Source organism: Candidatus Nealsonbacteria bacterium (genome assembly GCA_026016225.1).
Classification (GTDB): domain Bacteria; phylum Patescibacteriota; class Minisyncoccia; order Minisyncoccales; family JANBVM01; genus Nealson33H.
Map to the genome: position 1 here is coordinate 314,911 of CP061210.1, position 16,601 is coordinate 331,511.

12 protein-coding genes, 2 tRNA genes, 1 other RNA gene and 1 pseudogene are annotated in these 16,601 nt (G+C 33.1%); 14 read left to right on the plus strand and 2 right to left on the minus strand.

All coding sequences use genetic code 11. The features are described from left to right. The first annotated feature begins 8 nt into the window (after window positions 1–8). Complete coding sequence (secA, locus tag IB617_01635) at window positions 9–2,477, plus strand: preprotein translocase subunit SecA (GenBank protein ID UZE93515.1); 2,469 nt, start codon at window positions 9–11, stop codon at window positions 2,475–2,477. Here the strand turns inward: secA and IB617_01640 are convergent. Beyond that, on the minus strand, window positions 2,459–3,043 hold the full coding sequence (locus tag IB617_01640; GenBank protein UZE93516.1) for an HNH endonuclease: 585 nt from the start codon (window positions 3,041–3,043) through the stop codon (window positions 2,459–2,461). The genes secA and IB617_01640 overlap by 19 nt on opposite strands. Window positions 3,044–3,164: 121 nt before the next feature. Between IB617_01640 and IB617_01645 the strand changes: the two genes are divergently transcribed. The 7 genes from IB617_01645 to IB617_01675 are packed head-to-tail and all read left to right on the plus strand — an operon-like array spanning window position 3,165 to window position 10,646. After that, a complete protein-coding gene (locus tag IB617_01645) occupies window positions 3,165–3,827 on the plus strand; it encodes a DUF1614 domain-containing protein (protein ID UZE93517.1) in 663 nt (220 codons plus the stop codon). A gap of 54 nt (window positions 3,828–3,881) precedes the next feature. Continuing rightward, window positions 3,882–4,856 carry a hypothetical protein gene (locus IB617_01650; GenBank protein UZE93518.1) on the plus strand — a complete coding sequence of 325 codons (975 nt, stop codon included), beginning with the start codon at window positions 3,882–3,884 and terminating at the stop codon, window positions 4,854–4,856. 1 nt (window position 4,857) lies between these two features. Beyond that, window positions 4,858–6,195, plus strand: coding sequence for a hypothetical protein (locus IB617_01655; GenBank protein ID UZE93519.1), 1,338 nt, complete (start codon window positions 4,858–4,860; stop codon window positions 6,193–6,195). Between the two features lie 3 nt (window positions 6,196–6,198). After that, complete coding sequence (locus IB617_01660) at window positions 6,199–7,848, plus strand: type IV secretion system DNA-binding domain-containing protein (protein UZE93520.1); 1,650 nt, start codon at window positions 6,199–6,201, stop codon at window positions 7,846–7,848. Then, the gene (locus tag IB617_01665) at window positions 7,845–9,005 is read left to right on the plus strand and encodes a phosphoglycerate kinase (protein ID UZE93521.1); all 1,161 of its coding nucleotides are present in this window, start codon (window positions 7,845–7,847) and stop codon (window positions 9,003–9,005) included. The genes IB617_01660 and IB617_01665 overlap by 4 nt, the downstream gene beginning before the upstream one ends. Window positions 9,006–9,016: 11 nt before the next feature. Then, window positions 9,017–10,153, plus strand: coding sequence for a DHH family phosphoesterase (locus IB617_01670; GenBank protein ID UZE93522.1), 1,137 nt, complete (start codon window positions 9,017–9,019; stop codon window positions 10,151–10,153). 49 nt (window positions 10,154–10,202) lie between these two features. Further along, window positions 10,203–10,646 carry a ribonuclease HI family protein gene (locus IB617_01675; protein UZE93523.1) on the plus strand — a complete coding sequence of 148 codons (444 nt, stop codon included), beginning with the start codon at window positions 10,203–10,205 and terminating at the stop codon, window positions 10,644–10,646. 57 nt (window positions 10,647–10,703) lie between these two features. On the opposite strand, the gene rnpB is transcribed toward IB617_01675, so the two are convergent. Further along, window positions 10,704–11,114, minus strand: an RNA gene (gene rnpB, locus IB617_01680) — RNase P RNA component class A. Window positions 11,115–11,182: 68 nt separating this feature from the next. On the opposite strand from rnpB, the gene murJ reads away from it, so the two are divergent. The 6 genes and pseudogenes from murJ (at window position 11,183) to prfB (ending at window position 16,598) form a co-directional block, all read left to right on the plus strand. Continuing rightward, window positions 11,183–12,844 (plus strand): murein biosynthesis integral membrane protein MurJ, encoded by a 1,662-nt coding sequence (gene murJ, locus IB617_01685; GenBank protein UZE93524.1) that lies wholly within the window; start codon window positions 11,183–11,185, stop codon window positions 12,842–12,844. Window positions 12,845–12,846: 2 nt separating this feature from the next. Next, on the plus strand, window positions 12,847–14,670 hold the full coding sequence (gene lepA, locus IB617_01690; GenBank protein UZE93525.1) for an elongation factor 4: 1,824 nt from the start codon (window positions 12,847–12,849) through the stop codon (window positions 14,668–14,670). Window positions 14,671–14,893: 223 nt separating this feature from the next. After that, a complete protein-coding gene (locus IB617_01695; protein UZE93526.1) occupies window positions 14,894–15,304 on the plus strand; it encodes a septum formation initiator family protein in 411 nt (136 codons plus the stop codon). Further along, window positions 15,284–15,355: transfer RNA gene (locus IB617_01700), tRNA-Gly, on the plus strand. The genes IB617_01695 and IB617_01700 overlap by 21 nt, the downstream gene beginning before the upstream one ends. A gap of 17 nt (window positions 15,356–15,372) precedes the next feature. Next, window positions 15,373–15,444 (plus strand) — tRNA-Thr (locus IB617_01705). A 62-nt stretch (window positions 15,445–15,506) separates the two neighbouring features. After that, window positions 15,507–16,598, plus strand: a pseudogene (prfB, locus tag IB617_01710) (peptide chain release factor 2). The last annotated feature ends 3 nt before the right edge of the window (window positions 16,599–16,601 follow it).

Here is a 16,601-nt window from a genome sequence, read left to right on the forward strand (position 1 = left end):
ATAAGAGTGTGGCAATTTTAAATAAAATTTTTGGAAATGCTAATGAGAAATATTTAAAGAAACTGCAGCCTTTGGTTGATAAAATAAATGGCCTCGAAAAAGAATTCGAGGGTTTTTCTAATGAGAAGTTAAAAGAAAAGACAAAAGAATTTAAAGAGAGACTGAGAAAAGGAGAAGCCTTAGATGATTTATTACCTGAAGCCTTCGCTTTAGTAAGAGAAGCTTCAAAAAGAACTTTAAATCAGAGACATTATGACTGCCAATTAATTGGAGGAATTGTTTTGCATCAAGGAAAAATTGCTGAAATGAAAACAGGGGAGGGAAAGACATTAGCTGCTACTTTGCCATTGTATTTAAATACCTTAGAAGAAAAGGGATGTCATTTGGTTACCGTTAACGATTATTTAGCCAGAAGAGATACTGTTTGGATGGGTCAGATTTATCATGCTTTGGGATTAACTGTTGGTTGTCTAAATCATCAGCAATCTTTTTTGTATGACCCTGATTACAAAAAACCTGCCGAAGATAAAGAGAAAACAAGAGATGAGCTGGGCGGTTTTTATGTTGTTGAGGATTTCTTAAGACCCTGTCAAAGAAAAGAAGCTTATTTGGCTGACATCACTTATGGCACAAATAATGAGTTTGGTTTTGATTATTTAAGAGATAATATGGTTTATGAACTGAACCAGATGGTTCAGAGAGAGTTTCATTATGCCATTATTGATGAAGTTGATTCAATTTTAATTGATGAAGCAAGAACTCCTTTAATTATTTCAGCTCCTGATATTGAAAGTTCAAAGTGGTATTTAGAATTTGCCAGAACTATTCCAAAACTTGATAAAGATAAAGATTACAAAATTGATGAAAAAATAAGAGTAGTTACCCTGACAGAAGAGGGAATTAATAAAATTGAAAAGATATTAGGATTGAAAAATATTTATCAAGAAAAAGGAGTAAAATATTTGCATTATTTAGAACAGGCTTTAAGAGCTGAAGCTCTTTTTAGAAAAGACAGAGATTATGTGGTTAAAGATGGAAAAGTTATTATTATTGATGAATTTACCGGCAGATTGATGCCCGGTCGCCGATGGTCAGGAGGTTTGCATCAGGCAATTGAGGCAAAAGAGAAAGTAAACGTAAATCCAGAGTCTCTTACTTTAGCTTCCATTACTTTCCAGAACTTATTTAGAACGTATAAAAAGTTGGCCGGTATGACGGGAACTGCCATTACTTCAGCTGAAGAGTTTGATAAGGTTTATAAATTGGGTGTAGTAATTGTTCCCACCAACAAACCATTAATAAGAAAAAAATTACCGGACAGGATATACAAGACAAAGACCGGAAAATTAAAAGCATTAATTGAAGAAATAAAAAAAAGATACTTAAAAGGCCAGCCGGCTTTAGTGGGAACGAGGTCTGTTGAGAAAAACGAATATTTATCAAAGTTATTGGAAAGAGAGGGGATTCCTCATCAGGTCTTAAATGCAAAAAACCATCAAAAAGAGGGAGAGATTATTGCCCAGGCCGGAAAATTAAAAACTGTGACAATAGCTACCAATATGGCAGGTAGGGGAGTTGATATAATTTTAGGAGGCAATCCTCAAAATCCGGAAGAGGCAGAGAATATCAAAAAACTGGGAGGCCTCCATGTTATTGGAACTGAAAGACATGACGCAAGAAGGATTGATAATCAGCTTCGGGGAAGGTCAGGGAGACAGGGCGACCCTGGTTCCAGCCAGTTTTTTCTCTCTTTAGAAGATGACTTAATCAGAGTCTTTGGAGGAGAGAAAATAAAATCTGTAGCTGAAATGTTAAAACTTCCAGAAGACCAACCGATTGAAGCAGGTTTGGTTTCTAAAGCAATTGAAGAGGCACAGTCAAGGATTGAAGGAATAAATTTTGATATAAGAAAACATGTTTTAGAATATGACGATGTGATGAATAAACACAGAGAGGTTGTTTATAAAAAAAGGAAAGAGACTTTAGAGAAAGCCCAAGAAGGAGAATTAGACCCTTTGATTTTAGAAATGTTTAACAAAACAGGATATTCCAGGAAAGATTATGAGAAAAAAAAGAAAGAAATTGGAGAAAAAAATATAAATCTGGTTGAAAAAATTATCTCTTTGAGAATTTTAGATATGTCTTGGATAAACCATTTAGAAAATATGAAGTATTTGAGAGATTCTGTAAGATTAAGGGCATATGGTAGAAAAGACCCTTTGCTTGAGTATAAAAAGGAGGGTTATAAGATGTTTAAAAAATTATTGTCAGGAATAGAAACAGCTATTGTCAATACTTTAATGAAAGCAAGTCTTTCTCCTGTTCAAGGTCAAAAGGTTAATACTCAAGCCAGACATAATGTTGAAGCCGGAAAGAAGAAACCTGGAAGAAATGACCCCTGTCCCTGTGGAAAGGTTAATCCTGAAACTGGCAAACCAATAAAATATAAAAAATGCTGTTATCCTAAATATGGATAAGTTAATTTAAGTAGCTTTTTTACTTTTCTGCTAAGCTTTGTAATATCCTTTCTGTTGCTTAACGTAAGTTTTTTATTTGTAACTAATGTGTGACAATTAGGGCAAAGCACTATGAGGTTATCTATAGTATGAATCCCTCCTTGGTGTTTTGGCGTGATATGATGAGTTTCAACATGGATATTATATCCGCATAACTCGCAAGCATTGCCATATTTTTTTATCGCTTGTTGCCTAATCCACGCTTTATGTTTTTTAACTTCGCCATATAAGTATTTTTTAATCCCTAATTTTCTTCGGCGGTACTTAACAGTCCACTGAGTAGCTCCTTGGAATCCCATTTTCTTTAATTCTTTTACAATTTCTTTATCAATCATTTTTTGACAACTTTTGCGAATGAAGTCGTCAACAAGTGAATGTGGTAATTTCTCCAGTGATTGATAAGCATCCTTTTTCAATTCTGGATACCCATGACGTTTAATTCTCGCTAGATGCATTAGGCAGTAAATTTCTTTAGTATTTTTATATCTGGTAAATTTCTTACATCCTCTTATTTTACACTTTGGCATGTTATCTTATTATATAATTTTAAACTCAAAATAGCAACAAACCTTTTATTTATAGAAATACAAAAGGTGTTGTTAGCTAAAATATGGATAAAAAAATATTTAATATTCAATATTGAATATTATGTTTTTCATTCCAATTACCATTTTCATTTTTATTCTTTTTATTTTATCTCTCCCTCTTTTGTTTGTCCTGGGTTATTTTCATATAGTGATGATTGGTTTTGAAAAACTGGGTATTTCGCCTGAAGCTACTTTATTTATTCTTTTTCTTATTTTGTTTGGTTCTTTAATTAATATTCCTTTGACAAAGAAAAAGATGATTTTGGTAAGAGAACCCCGTTTTTTCGGTCTTTTTAGTAGACCGAAAATAGAAGCTCATTATGTTGCCATTAATTTTGGGGGAGCTGTAATTCCCCTTTTACTTTCTTTTTATTTTTTACTGCAAGCTAAAGTTCAAGGATTTGAATTAAGACCTATCTTTATAGCTATTTTCCTGATGACCATTATCTCTAAAATTTTTGCTAAAGTTATTCCAGGAAAAGGAATTGTTATGCCTACTTTTATCCCTCCTATTTTTTCAGCCCTTTTTGCTTTAATTTTAGTTCCTGAATTTGCAGCTCCTGTAGCTTTTATTTCCGGAGTGTTAGGAACTTTAATTGGAGCTGATATTCTAAACTTAAGGAAAATAAAAAGATATGGAGGATATATTTCTATTGGAGGAGCAGGAGTTTTTGATGGAATATTCTTGGTGGGAATTGTTTCTGCTTTAATATCTGGTTTTTAAACGAAGGAGGAAACTTGACGAGATTTTTTAGAAATGGTTAAATAAAATAATAATATGGAAAAATTTGATTATCAAAAAATCTGTATAGATTTAATCTCTGGTTTAAAGGAAAGGGAAAAAGAAATTATTTCCCGTCGTTTTGGTCTAAAGGGAAAAGAAAGAGAAACTTTAGAGTCAGTCGGTAAAAACTTTGGTATTTGCCGGGAGAGGGTTCGCCAAATACAAAAAGTTAGTTTTGGAAAAATAAAACCAAAAACAGAAAAGTATCAAAAAGTTTTTCGTTATTTTCTTAACCATCTTAAAAATTGGGGAGGCCTAAGAAAAGAAAATGTTTTATTAGAAGAGCTTGGTGGAAAAATAGAAAATAATGAGGTTTATTTTTTATTAACCCTGCAAGAACCTTTTCAAAGATTTAATAAGAACGACGACTTTTATTCTTTATGGACAATAGATGAAAACCTCTATCTTTTAGCTAAAAAAGCTATTAATTCTGTTTTTACCCAGCTCAAAAAAATAAACAAACCTTTGCTTTTGGAAAAGTTAAATAAATCTTCTTTAAAAGAAAAAGCTTTGCTCTCTTATCTTGAGGTATCCAAAAAGATTCAGAAAAATGAGGAAGATTTATACGGCCTTTCAGATTGGCCGGAAATCAATCCCCGGGGAATAAAGGACAAAGCTTATTTAGTTTTTAAAAAAGCCTGCAAACCTCTTCATTTTAGTGAAGTTTCTAATTTAGTTAAAGATAGCCACGTTCAAACCGTTCATAATGAATTGATAAAAGACGATAGATTTATTTTAGTGGGCAGGGGAATTTATGCTTTGGCTGAGTGGGGATACTATCCAGGTCAGGTAAAAGATGTAATTGTAAAAATTTTACAGGAAGCTGAGGAATCTTTAACAAGAGAAGAGATTTTAGAAAAAGTTTTAAAACAAAGACTAATCAAGAAAAATACCATTTTATTAAACTTAAGCAATAAACAATATTTTTTAAAAGATTCAGAAGGTAGATATAAAATAAACGAAGCTTAAAATGTTCTTTGAGTTTTTGAGTGTGTATAATACGGTGATAGAGGGAGTAAAGGGAATATTTTTCGGACCCTTTTTGGAAATTATTAAAAATTGGTGGTGGTTGGTTTTACTTTTTATTTTGGTAAAGCCTTTTTTATTTTTCTGGCATTGGTGGAGATTTGAGATTTTTTTAAAAAATGTTTTTAAACCAATTTTACTGGAGATTAAGATTCCAAAGGAGATTTCCAAACCAATAAGAGCAATGGAGGATGTAATGAACAGTCTTCATAGGGTTGTTTATCATCCTCCCAATTGGTGGGAGGAATGGGTTGAGGGTCAATTTCAAACCTCTATCGGACTTGAGATTGTTTCAATTGAAGGGAAAATACGTTTTTTTATCAGGGTTCACGAAGGTTATTTAGACGGCGTAAAGGCTGCTATTTATTCTCAATATCCCGATGTTGAAATTACTGAAGTTGATGATTACGCCAAGCTTATTCCTCAAGACATTCCTAATAAGGATTGGGACCTTTGGGGAAGCGACTATAAATTAACGAAAGCGGATTGCTACCCAATCTTAACCTATAAGAGTTTTGAGAAGGAGCAGGAGCCGGTTGAAGAAAGAATAGTAGACCCCGTAGCCAGTCTCTTAGAAGCATTGTCCAGGATAGGACCGGGAGAACAATTTTGGATTCAAATGTCAGCCAAGCCGATGGATCAAGAGAAAGCAGAGGCATGGGTTGAGAAATCAAAGCTGATAAGAGATAAATTAGCCAAGAGACCTGTGAAAACAGGAGGGCATAAGCCAATGGTGCTTGAGGCAGCTGAGATATTAATTACTGGTAAAGTTCCAGGAGAGCCAAAAAAGCCAGAGATAGAAATGTTTATACCACCTGAAATGAGAATGACGCCCGGTGAAAGAGAAATAGTAGCTTCAATAGAAGAAAAGATGTCCAAAGCTTTTTTTTCGACCACGATTAGATTTATTTATCTTGGCAAGAGAGACGTGTTCGTTAAACCAAAACTCAGACTTGCTTTTACCTTTTTTGGTAGTTTTTATACCCAGAGCCTTAATGGTTTAGTACCCGACGCCAGGACATTAACCAAGATTAAAAAATCCTGGTTTTTACCTCTGAATCTTATCCGTCCCCGGAGAATGTATTTGAGACAAAGAAAGCTGTTCAGGAATTATGTTAGTAGATTGTCTCCTTTCTTTCCCAGGTCCGGAGGAGATTTTATGCTCAACATTGAAGAGTTAGCGTCTCTTTTCCATTTCCCATCCTGGCGGGTAGCACCGGTACCCGGGGTTTCCAGGATTGAAGCAAAGAAAAAACCACCGCCAGAATTACCCAAAGAATAATCTATGAAAAAAAAAGATATAATTTTTTTTGCTGAAACGACTTTCAGAAGACAGCGCAATAAAGTGGGGATAAAAACAGACGATAGATATCGGCATATTTATGTTATTGGAAAAACCGGAATGGGAAAAACGGTGATGTTAGAAAACATGATGATTCAGGATATTCGAGCAGGGAGAGGGGTGGGTATTATTGATCCCCATGGAGAAGCTGCAGAGGATATTTTAGATTTTATTCCCAAAAACAGAATTAATGATGTTGTCTACTTTAATCCAGCTGATTTAAATTATCCCATTGCGTTTAATGTGATGGAAAAAGTGGAGCCAGAATATAGACATCTGGTAGCTTCAGGTTTAATGGAGGTATTTAAGAAGATTTGGCCTGACGTTTGGTCAGCGAGAATGGAGTATATTTTAGGAAATTCTATCTTAGCTCTTTTAGAATATCCCAATTCAACTCTTTTAGGCGTTAATAGGATGTTGGCTGACCCGGATTTTCGAGGAAAAATAGTATCAAAAATTAGAGACCCTGTTGTAAAATCCTTCTGGGTAAATGAATTTGCCCGCTATACCCAAAGGTATGAAGTAGAGGCAACGGCTGCCATTCAAAACAAAATCGGTCAACTTATTTCAAACCCCTTAATTAGAAATATTATAGGTCAGGTAAAATCAAAGATTGATATGAGAAAATTAATGGATAAAGGAAAGATTTTGATTGCTAACTTATCAAAGGGGAAAATAGGTGAAGATAACTCAAAACTGTTAGGCGCTCTTTTAGTAACCAAACTGCAATTAGCTGCAATGTCAAGGGTAGATGTGCCGGAAGAGAAAAGAAAAGAGTTTTTCTTATATGTTGATGAGTTTCAAAATTTTGCTACAGGAGCTTTTGTTAGTATTTTATCTGAAGCTCGAAAGTATAAGTTATCTTTAACTCTGGCTAATCAATATATGGCCCAATTGGAAGAAGTAACACCGGCAGGAAAAAGCAGCAGAGTGAGAGATGCTGTTTTTGGAAATATCGGCACTTTAATTGTATTTAGGGTAGGAGCTGAAGATGCTGAATATTTAGAAAAAGAATTCGTTCCCGAAGTAACAACAGAGGATTTAGTTAATTTGAGTAAATATAATATTTATCTGAAATTAATGATAGAGGGAATAGCAGGAAGACCCTTTTCGGCAGAAACTCTTCCCTCTTTTGAAAAACCAAAAAAATCTTACCGAAAAACAATAATTAATATTTCTAGAGAAAGATATGGTATAGAACGAAAAATTATTGAAAGTAAAATTAGCCGTTGGACTGGGTTAATGGATGAGGCTTTAATTGACGCTAAAACCAGAACTCAACGCTTTAAAAAACTTGTTTTATATGATGCTCAATGTTCTGTGTGCGGTAAAAAAACAAAGGTGGTGTTTCCTCCAGACGGAGTGAGGCCTGTTTATTGTAAATCTTGTCTGAGAAAAATAGAAAAACCCTCAGTATATAGAGGAACAGAAGAAAAAACCAAAACTATTTCTTTAGAAAATACAAAAAAATTAGAACCTGTTTCTTTCTCATCTTCTAAAAAACCTGACAGAAAACAAAGGAGGCCAAAGAAAAAAGTTGATATAAAAGAATTAAAGAAAGCCTTGGAAAAAGCTCTCAAAAAAGAGAAGTGAAAAAACTTCAAGATTTTAATTTTAAAGGGAAAAATGTATTAGTAAGATGTGATTTTAATGTTCCTCTCTCTAAAGAAGGTAAAATTTTAGATGATTTTCGGATTAAGAGGTCTCTTCCTACTCTAAAATATTTAATAAAAGAAAAGACAAGGGTAATTTTGATAAGCCATCTGGAAACGAAAAAAGGAAAATTTAGTTTAAAACATTTAGTTTCGAGACTGGAAAAGTTATTGGGTCAGAAGGTAAAATTTTTACCCAATTATTTAAAAGAAAATAGTAGAAAAGAAATAGAAAAAATAATAAAGCCGGGCCAGGTTGTTCTCTTAGAAAATATAAGGTTTCATAAAGAGGAAAAAGAAAATGATGTGAGTTTTGCAAAAAAAATCTCCAAATTAGGAGATATTTTTGTTAATGAAGCTTTTTCTGTATGTCATAGAGAACATACCTCTATTGTCGCTATTCCAAACTATTTACCAAAAGCTGCCGGGTTTTTATTAGAAAAAGAGCTCAATGTTTTTTCTGAGCTTTTAAAGAGACCCAAACATCCATTTGTGGCTATAATTGCAGGGATTAAAATAGAAACAAAAATTAAAACAATTTTAAATATTTTAAAGATAGTTGACCATTTGATTTTAGGAAGTAAAATAGGGGAAGCAATTTTTGCCCAAAAAGGAATAATAACAGGGAGAGATTTTGCCGAGGTAAAGTTAATGGAAAAAATTGATTTAACAAATCCTAAAATTCATTTGCCGTTAGATGGAATAATAGCTTTAAATAATCTAAAAGAAGGATATTTGAGAAAAGGAGGGCTGAGAACTTTAAGAAAAGAAGAAGAGGTTTTTGATATCGGACCCGAAAGCATAAAAGTTTTTAAAAAAATAATTAAGCCGGCTAAAACTATTTTATGGAATGGACCTTTAGGAATGTATGAAGATAAAAGGTTTGAAAAAGGAACAAAAGAGATTGCAGATACAATTGTTAGAAATTACTCTGCTTTTAAAGTTGCCGGAGGAGGAGAGACAGTTTCAGCAATAAATACGTTTGGTTTGGCGGGTAAATTTGATTTTCTTTCTACTGGCGGAGGAGCAATGTTAGAGTTTTTAGCCGGTGAGAAACTGCCGGGCATTGAAGCATTAAACTCACAAATTACTTCGTAATTAAGAGGCATATGGCGATTAAGAATCTAAAAAAGGTAGCAGGGCGAATTTTTAAAGCAATAAAGAATAAAGAAAGGATAATTCTTTACGGAGATGCTGATTTAGATGGTGCAACCTCAGTTATTATCTTGGAAGAAACAATTAAAAACTTAGGCGGTAATATTTCCGCTATTTATTTTCCAGACAGAGAAAAAGAAGGTTATGGAATAACAAAAAACGGCTTGGATTATTTAAAGAAATTTCAACCTGCTCTTTTAATTGCTTTAGACTGTGGGATTGGAAACTTTAAAGAAATAAAATTGGCAAAAAAAATGAAGTTTAGAGTAATAGTTATTGACCATCACAAGATTTTAGATAAATTACCCGAAGCTGATATTATTGTCGACCCAAAACAAAAAGGAGATAAATATCCTTTTAAAGAATTAGCTACGGCAGGTATTGTCTTTAAACTTTCAGAATTGTTATTGAAAGAGAAAATGAGCCAAAGTTTAAGAAAAAATTTTTTAGAATTGGTGGCTTTAGCTACCATGGCTGATATGATGCCTAAAGTTAATGATAATAAACTTTTTATTGAAGAAGGATTAGGATATATGGAAAGTTCATGGCGGCCGGGAATAAAAACATTATTTGAAGCTGATTTTTTAAAAAACTTTAATTTATACGAGAAAGTTTCAAAGATTATTTCTATGTTGAACGTTCGTGATGTAGAAAATAAAATACCTACTTCATTTTTAATTTTGACGACTTCTTCATCTCAAAAATTAGCAGAAATGATTCAAAGATTAAGAGAAAAGAATAAGCTCAGAAAAGAGAGAGTTAAAGAAATTATTCAAGAGCTTGAAGAAAGAATTTTTAAAAGTAAAGAACTTATTATTTTTGAAGGAGACTCTCTATGGGAATACCCTTTAATTTCTTCCGTAGCTTCAATTGTCTGTAGAGATTTTGGAAAGCCAACTTTCATCTTTAAAAAATTGAAAGAAGAAAGTCAGGGTACGGTCAGAGTTCCTTCTAATATTGACAGTGTTTCTTTAATGGGAAAATGTAAAAAATATCTGATAACTTACGGCGGTCATGCTAAAGCTTCTGGTTTTAGAATAAAAAATGAAAATCTGGAGAAATTTAAAAGTTGCTTAATTAAAAATCTATGAAGAAGATAAGAACCTTGCTTCGCAAGAACCTTGTTTCCTTCATTTCGTTATGAAGAAAATAATAATTTATACTGACGGTGGCTCAAGGGGTAATCCGGGACCATCTGCTGCTGGAATTGTTTTTTATAATGAAAAAGGTCAACCTTTTAAAAAATATTCGCAATATTTAGGGGAAGACCTTACTAATAATGAGGCTGAATATTTAGCTGTAATTTTTGCCTTAAAAAAGTTTAAACAGCTTTTTGGAAAAAAAATTGCAAAAGTTAGCGAAGTTCAAATAAAGTCTGATTCAGAGTTGTTGGTTAAACAATTAAACGGAAAGTATAAAATTTTAGAGCAAAAAATTCAATCATTATTTATTACAGTTTGGAATCAAAAATTGGATTTTAAAAAGGTTAAATTCACTCTTGTTCCTCGCAGTAAAAATAAAGAAGCAGATTTTTTGGTTAATGAAGCTTTAGATAATAAAGATAAGATTAAAAAATTACTGTAATATTTCGTTTTCTTTTTCTTAATCAAAAAATCCACATATGGTATGTGGGTTTTTTGATGTCTTAGTAAGCCTATAAGCCGAATTTTGTTCACCCTCATCAGAAAAAAGCTATCTCTTAAGAGGTTAGGTGATCATTTGTCTTGGCTTTGAGTTACCCCAAGGCTCATGCGAACTACTTTTCCCAAAACTCTAGATAAACCAGGTTTTTGGTTCGTTCTTGCACCCAATAAGGATTTAGCCGTTTCACTTCAGCCTTCTTTTTATAGCTGAACTCGCCCTCCTTCGCTTTAAGCTATGGAGGGCGCTTCTCGTTTTTCAACTCGAAGCGTCTCTGCTCGCACCTCTAGCTTTACAGCCGGGGGGTATTACCCCCTATCTTTTTATCCCCGCCGTTTGGCGGGAGAGAGTGTTCGGACTTTCCTCCCCCACGATAATATCTACCGAGAAGGTAATCACCCAGCTTACTAAGACAATTTATTCTATCAATTACTAAGTATTTTGTCAAATCCTTATACCTGAGGTAAAATACAGAATACATGAATTTAAATCACCTTTTTAATCATCAAACAAGAACAGTAAATATAGCAGCCGGAATATTAGCAGTTTCTGCTTTAATCAGCAGGTTGTTAGGAGTGATGAGAGATTGGTTGCTGGCTAAAAGTTTTGGAGCTGGGACTGACCTGGATATTTATTTTGCTGCTTTTAAAATCCCTGATTTTGTCTATAACATTTTAATCTTAGGTGGAGTTTTAGTAGCTTTTTTACCATTATTTTCTGATTATTTCTCAAAAAATAAAGAAGAAGCTTGGAAATTCTCATCAAACTGTTTAAATATTTTTTTATTTTTGCTAATTTTAGTTAGCTTTTTTCTTTTTCTCTTTACTCCTTCTTTGGTAAAATTGATTGTCCCCGGTTTTAGTCAAGAAAAAATAGAAAAAACCATACTTTTAACAAGGATAATGCTTTTAAGTCCGATTTTCCTTGGTCTGAGTTCTGTTTTTTCTGGAATTTTACAATATTTTAATCGATTTTTAATTTATGCTCTCTGTCCAATTTTATATAATCTGGGAATAATTTTTGGTATTTTGTTCTTTTCTCCTCAGCTCGGAATTCCAGGTGTGGCTATAGGAGTGGTTTTAGGAGCTTTTTTGCACTTTGCAATTCAAATTCCCTCTGCTTTAAGTTGCGGTTTTTCCTACAAAATGACTCTTGATTTTAAAGACCCAAAGATTAAAAGAGTTTTTACTTTAATGATTCCTCGAACCCTTGGAATTTCTGCTTCTCAGATAAATTTGGTTGTAATTAATGCTATTGCTTCGACTTTAACTGAGGGCTCTATTTCTATTTTCAATTTTGCCAATAACATCCAATACTTTCCAATTGGAATTATCGGAGCCTCTTTTGCTATGGCTGTTTTTCCTACTTTGTCTAAAAATTGGACTGAAAATGAAAAAGGAAAATTTGTTAATAATTTCTCTTTGGTTTTTCGTCAGATTCTTTATTTAATACTTCCGATTAGTGTATTAGTTTTTATTTTAAGAAATGAGATTGTTGGGATTATTTTAAAACATGGTCAATTCTCGATGACAGCAGCTAATTTAACCTCCTCGGCCTTAGCTTTATTTTGTATCGGCCTTTTTGCATCTTCTTTAATCCCTTTGTTTTTCCGGGCATTTTTTTCTTTAAAAGATACGAAAACCCCTACTTTAATTGCCATTGTTTCTATGCTCATTAATGTTGCTTTGAGTTTTTTTCTGACTAAAATTTTAATCTCCCCTCAGTCTTCTTTACAAGAAAGAATTAAGACGCTTTTCATAAAAGCTTTTTCTCTTGAAGGAATAAAAGATATTTCTGTATTAGGTTTGCCTTTAGCAGTTTCTATAGGTGTTATTTTTCAATTTATTTTAATGATGTTTTTTCTTAGAAAAAGAATTGGTGATTTTAAATCGAGAGAAATTTTTGATTCTTTTTTAAAAATTTTAGCAGCTGGTATTTTGATGATTATTTCGATTTGCTTCACTCTTTCTATAATTGAACCCATTTTTAGCAGTAAAACTTTAGGAAACGAAGTTTCAAAAATAGTAATAGTTAGTTTAATTGGCTGTTTGGTTTATCTGTTGGCCACCTTTAGCTTAAACTCACCTGAGATTAAAAAATTCAAAAATTTGTTTTTAAAAAAGTTTTCCAATGAAAATTAATTATGCAAAATATTGTAAACTTTATAATTTTTAGCCACATAGACCACGGAAAATCTACCTTAGCCGATAGATTTTTGGAACTAACAAATACTATTCCTAAAGAGAAGATGCGTTCTCAGTTTTTAGATATGATGGATTTGGAAAGAGAAAAAGGTATTACCATTAAAATGCAGCCTGTCCGCATGCACTATACCCTGGACGCTAAACCCTTTAATGCGAAGCATTACAGCGAGCGAAGCGACCGGTTTGTAACCCTAAATTTGATAGATACTCCCGGACACGTAGATTTCAATTATGAAGTTTCAAGGAGTTTAACTGCCGTAGAAGGTGGAATTTTACTGGTTGATGCTACAAAAGGAATTCAGGCTCAAACTTTAGCTAATCTGGAATTAGCCAAAAAAGAAAATTTAGTTATTATTTCAGCCGTAAATAAGATTGATTTACCTCACGCTAAGGTTGAGGAAACAAAAACAGAGATAGCAGAGCTGTTAAATATCCCCAAAGATGAAGTTTTTGCCATTTCAGCCAAAAAAGGTACAAACGTTAAAATTATTTTGGAGCAAGTTATTAAAAAAATCCCTCCACCAAAAGGGGATATTGAAAAACCATTCAAAGCTCTAATTTTTGATTCAAAATATGATTCTTATAAAGGAGTAATAACTTATGTTAGGGTTTTTGACGGCAGGATTAGAGCAGGTGATAAGATATATTTAATCCAAGCTGGCGTAGAATCTCAAATAAAAGAGGTGGGATATTTTAGTCCTGCTCTTAAACCCTGTCAGGAGTTAAAAGCTGGTGAAATAGGTTATATAGCTACTGGTATTAAAGAATCCACAAAAATAGTTATGGGAGAAACAATTACCAAATTAGAAACTAAAGATATTAATCCTTTGCCCGGATATGAAAAGCCAAAACCAATGGTTTTTGCATCCATTTATCCTGAAAACCCTGATAATTTTGAAACCCTGAAAGAAGCATTGAATAAACTAAAATTAAATGATGCCTCTTTATTCTTTGAGGCAGAGACAAAAGAATTTTTGGGGCGAGGTTTTAAATGTGGGTTTTTAGGTTCTTTACACGCTGAGATAATCTGTGAAAGGTTAAAAAGAGAGTATAAGTTGGACTTAATAATTTCCACTCCTTCTGTAATTTATAAAATTATTGATAAAAAAGACAGAGAGAGACTTATTTTTTTAGCCAGTGACTGGATAGATAGAAGTGAAATTAAAGAAATAAAAGAACCCTGGACAAAATTAGAGGTAATAACTCCCATTGATTATCTTGGACGGATTCTGGAGAGTTTAGAGAACTTGAAAGGGAAATACATTGAGACTAAATATCTGAGCCAGCAAAGACTAATTTTGACTTACGAGGTTCCTTTAAGAAAAATAATTGTTGGATTTTTTGACCGGCTTAAAGGAGTTAGCCAGGGTTTTGCTTCAATGAATTACGAGGTTTTAGGTTATAAGACAGGAGACTTAGTTAAACTTGATATATTAATTGGAGGTAAAAAAGAAGATGTTTTTTCAAAGATTGTAGATAGAGAAAATGCTTTTAAGGAAGGAAAAAAAATAGTTTTAAAATTAAAAGAAATTTTACCTGCTCAGCTTTTTGCTTTACCCATTCAAGCAGCAGTTTCAGGTAAAATTATTGCCAGGACAACAATAAAAGCTAAAAGAAGAGACGTTACGGCTCCCCTTTATGGGGGTGATGTCACCAGAAAGAGAAAGTTATTAGAAAGACAAAAGAAGGGAAAGAAAAAACTGAAAGAAAGAGGACAGATTCATATTCCTTCTAATGTTTTTTTAAAGATGTTTAGGGGTTGAAAATCATTGAGAATTTTATTACTATCAAAACAGAGGGAGTAATAAAAAGAAAATCATACTCAAAATCACTAAAACTACTAAAATAAGCCAGAAGAATTTGAATATTTTTTGAGGTTTTACCTTTTTCATTTAATTACGAAGTAATTACAGGGAGCGAAGCGACCGGTTCCTTCTTAATTACGAAGTAATTACAGGGAGCGAAGCGACCGGTTCCTTCATTATTATGATAACAAAAAATAAGATTCAGAAAAAGAAAAAATCTAAAAAAGATATAGTTTTTCAGACTTTCTTTTTAATTTTGACATTATCTTTTATTGGATTTTTAGCTTTTTCCAGTTTTAAGATAAATAAAAAAAGAGCAGAGTTGACAGAGAAAATCGAATCTCTGAAAGAAGAAATTGAATTTTTAGAAAAAGAAAAAGAGCAATTTGAAGCTGGAATTTCTCAAACAGAAAAGGAAAGTTATTGGGAAGAAAGAGTCAGAGAAGAAGGATATGTGAAAGAAGGAGAAAATCCTGTTGTGATTATTCCTTTAACAGGAGCTCAAGAAGAAGAATTAGAGAAGACACAAGGTTTTTCACAGAGACTATTAGAGAAAATTAAATCTTTACTTGCGAGAGTAATTCAGTGGTAGAATGCGTCCTTCCCAAGGACGACGTCGCGGGTTCAAATCCCGTCTCTCGCTCCCAATTATTAAAATTTGCCGCCTTAGCTCAATGGTAGAGCAATCGCCCCGTAAGCGGTAGGTTCTCGGTTCAATCCCGAGAGGCGGCTTATGCAAAACCTCTTTAATTTTTGATAGTTTTAGTATATAATGTGTAATATTGCTATGAAAAATATTTCTGAGAGAATTGAAGATTTAAAAACTAAACTCCTCAATCTTGAGGACTGTCTTTGACATTAAAAAAAAGAGAAAAAAACTTAAGGAATTAGAAAAAGAAATTCAGAACACCAAGTTTTGGCAGAATCAGGAAAGAGCAGTAAAGATTTCTCGAGAATTTAACCAGTTGAAAGAAGAGATAGTTGGTTTCGAAAATCTAAAAAAAGAGTTAAATAAAATAAATAGCAAAGAACAGATTCATCGATTAGAGAAAAAGTTAAAAGAGAAAGAAAAGAAAATTTTCTTTTCAAAAAAATATGATAGACGGGGAGCTGTTCTATCTATTTATGCAGGGGCTGGAGGACAAGATGCTCAAGATTGGACGACAATGCTTTTGAGAATGTATGAAAGGTATTGCCAGAGAAAAGGATTTAAAACTAATATTTTACACCAATCTTTTGGAGAGGGTGGAGGACCTGAAGGAAGAATTGGAACAAAATCAGTTACTTTAGAAATTAAAGGATTATTTGCTTACGGATTTTTTAAGAACGAGAGCGGAGTCCACAGATTAGTAAGAATTTCTCCTTTTTCAGTAAAAAATCTTCGTCATACATCTTTTGCTTTAGTTGAAGTAATTCCTAAAATTGAAGATTTATCTCAGGAAGGAATCGTTATTAATCCTGACGATTTAAAGACCGGGTTTTATCGAGCTTCGGGTCCCGGAGGTCAATATGTAAATAAAAGAGAGACAGCGGTGAGAATTAAACATTTGCCGACGGGTATTGTAGCTTCTTGTCAATCAGAGAGATCCCAGGCCCAAAATAGAAAAAAGGCAATGGAGTTAGTTTATTCAAGACTTTATGATTTTTATCAAAAAAATCGCAGAAGGGAAATATCTAAAGTAAAACAAAAAAGAGTTTCAGCCAGTTGGGGAAACCAAATCAGGAGTTATGTTTTGCATCCCTATAAGTTAGTAAAAGACCTTAGAACACAAGTAGAGACTACTAAAGTTGAAAGAGTTTTGGATGGTCAAATTGACCAATTCATTGAAGCCGAGGTAAGAACCATGCCTCGCTCTGCTCGGCAGAACCTTGATTCTGCGAATTAAAAC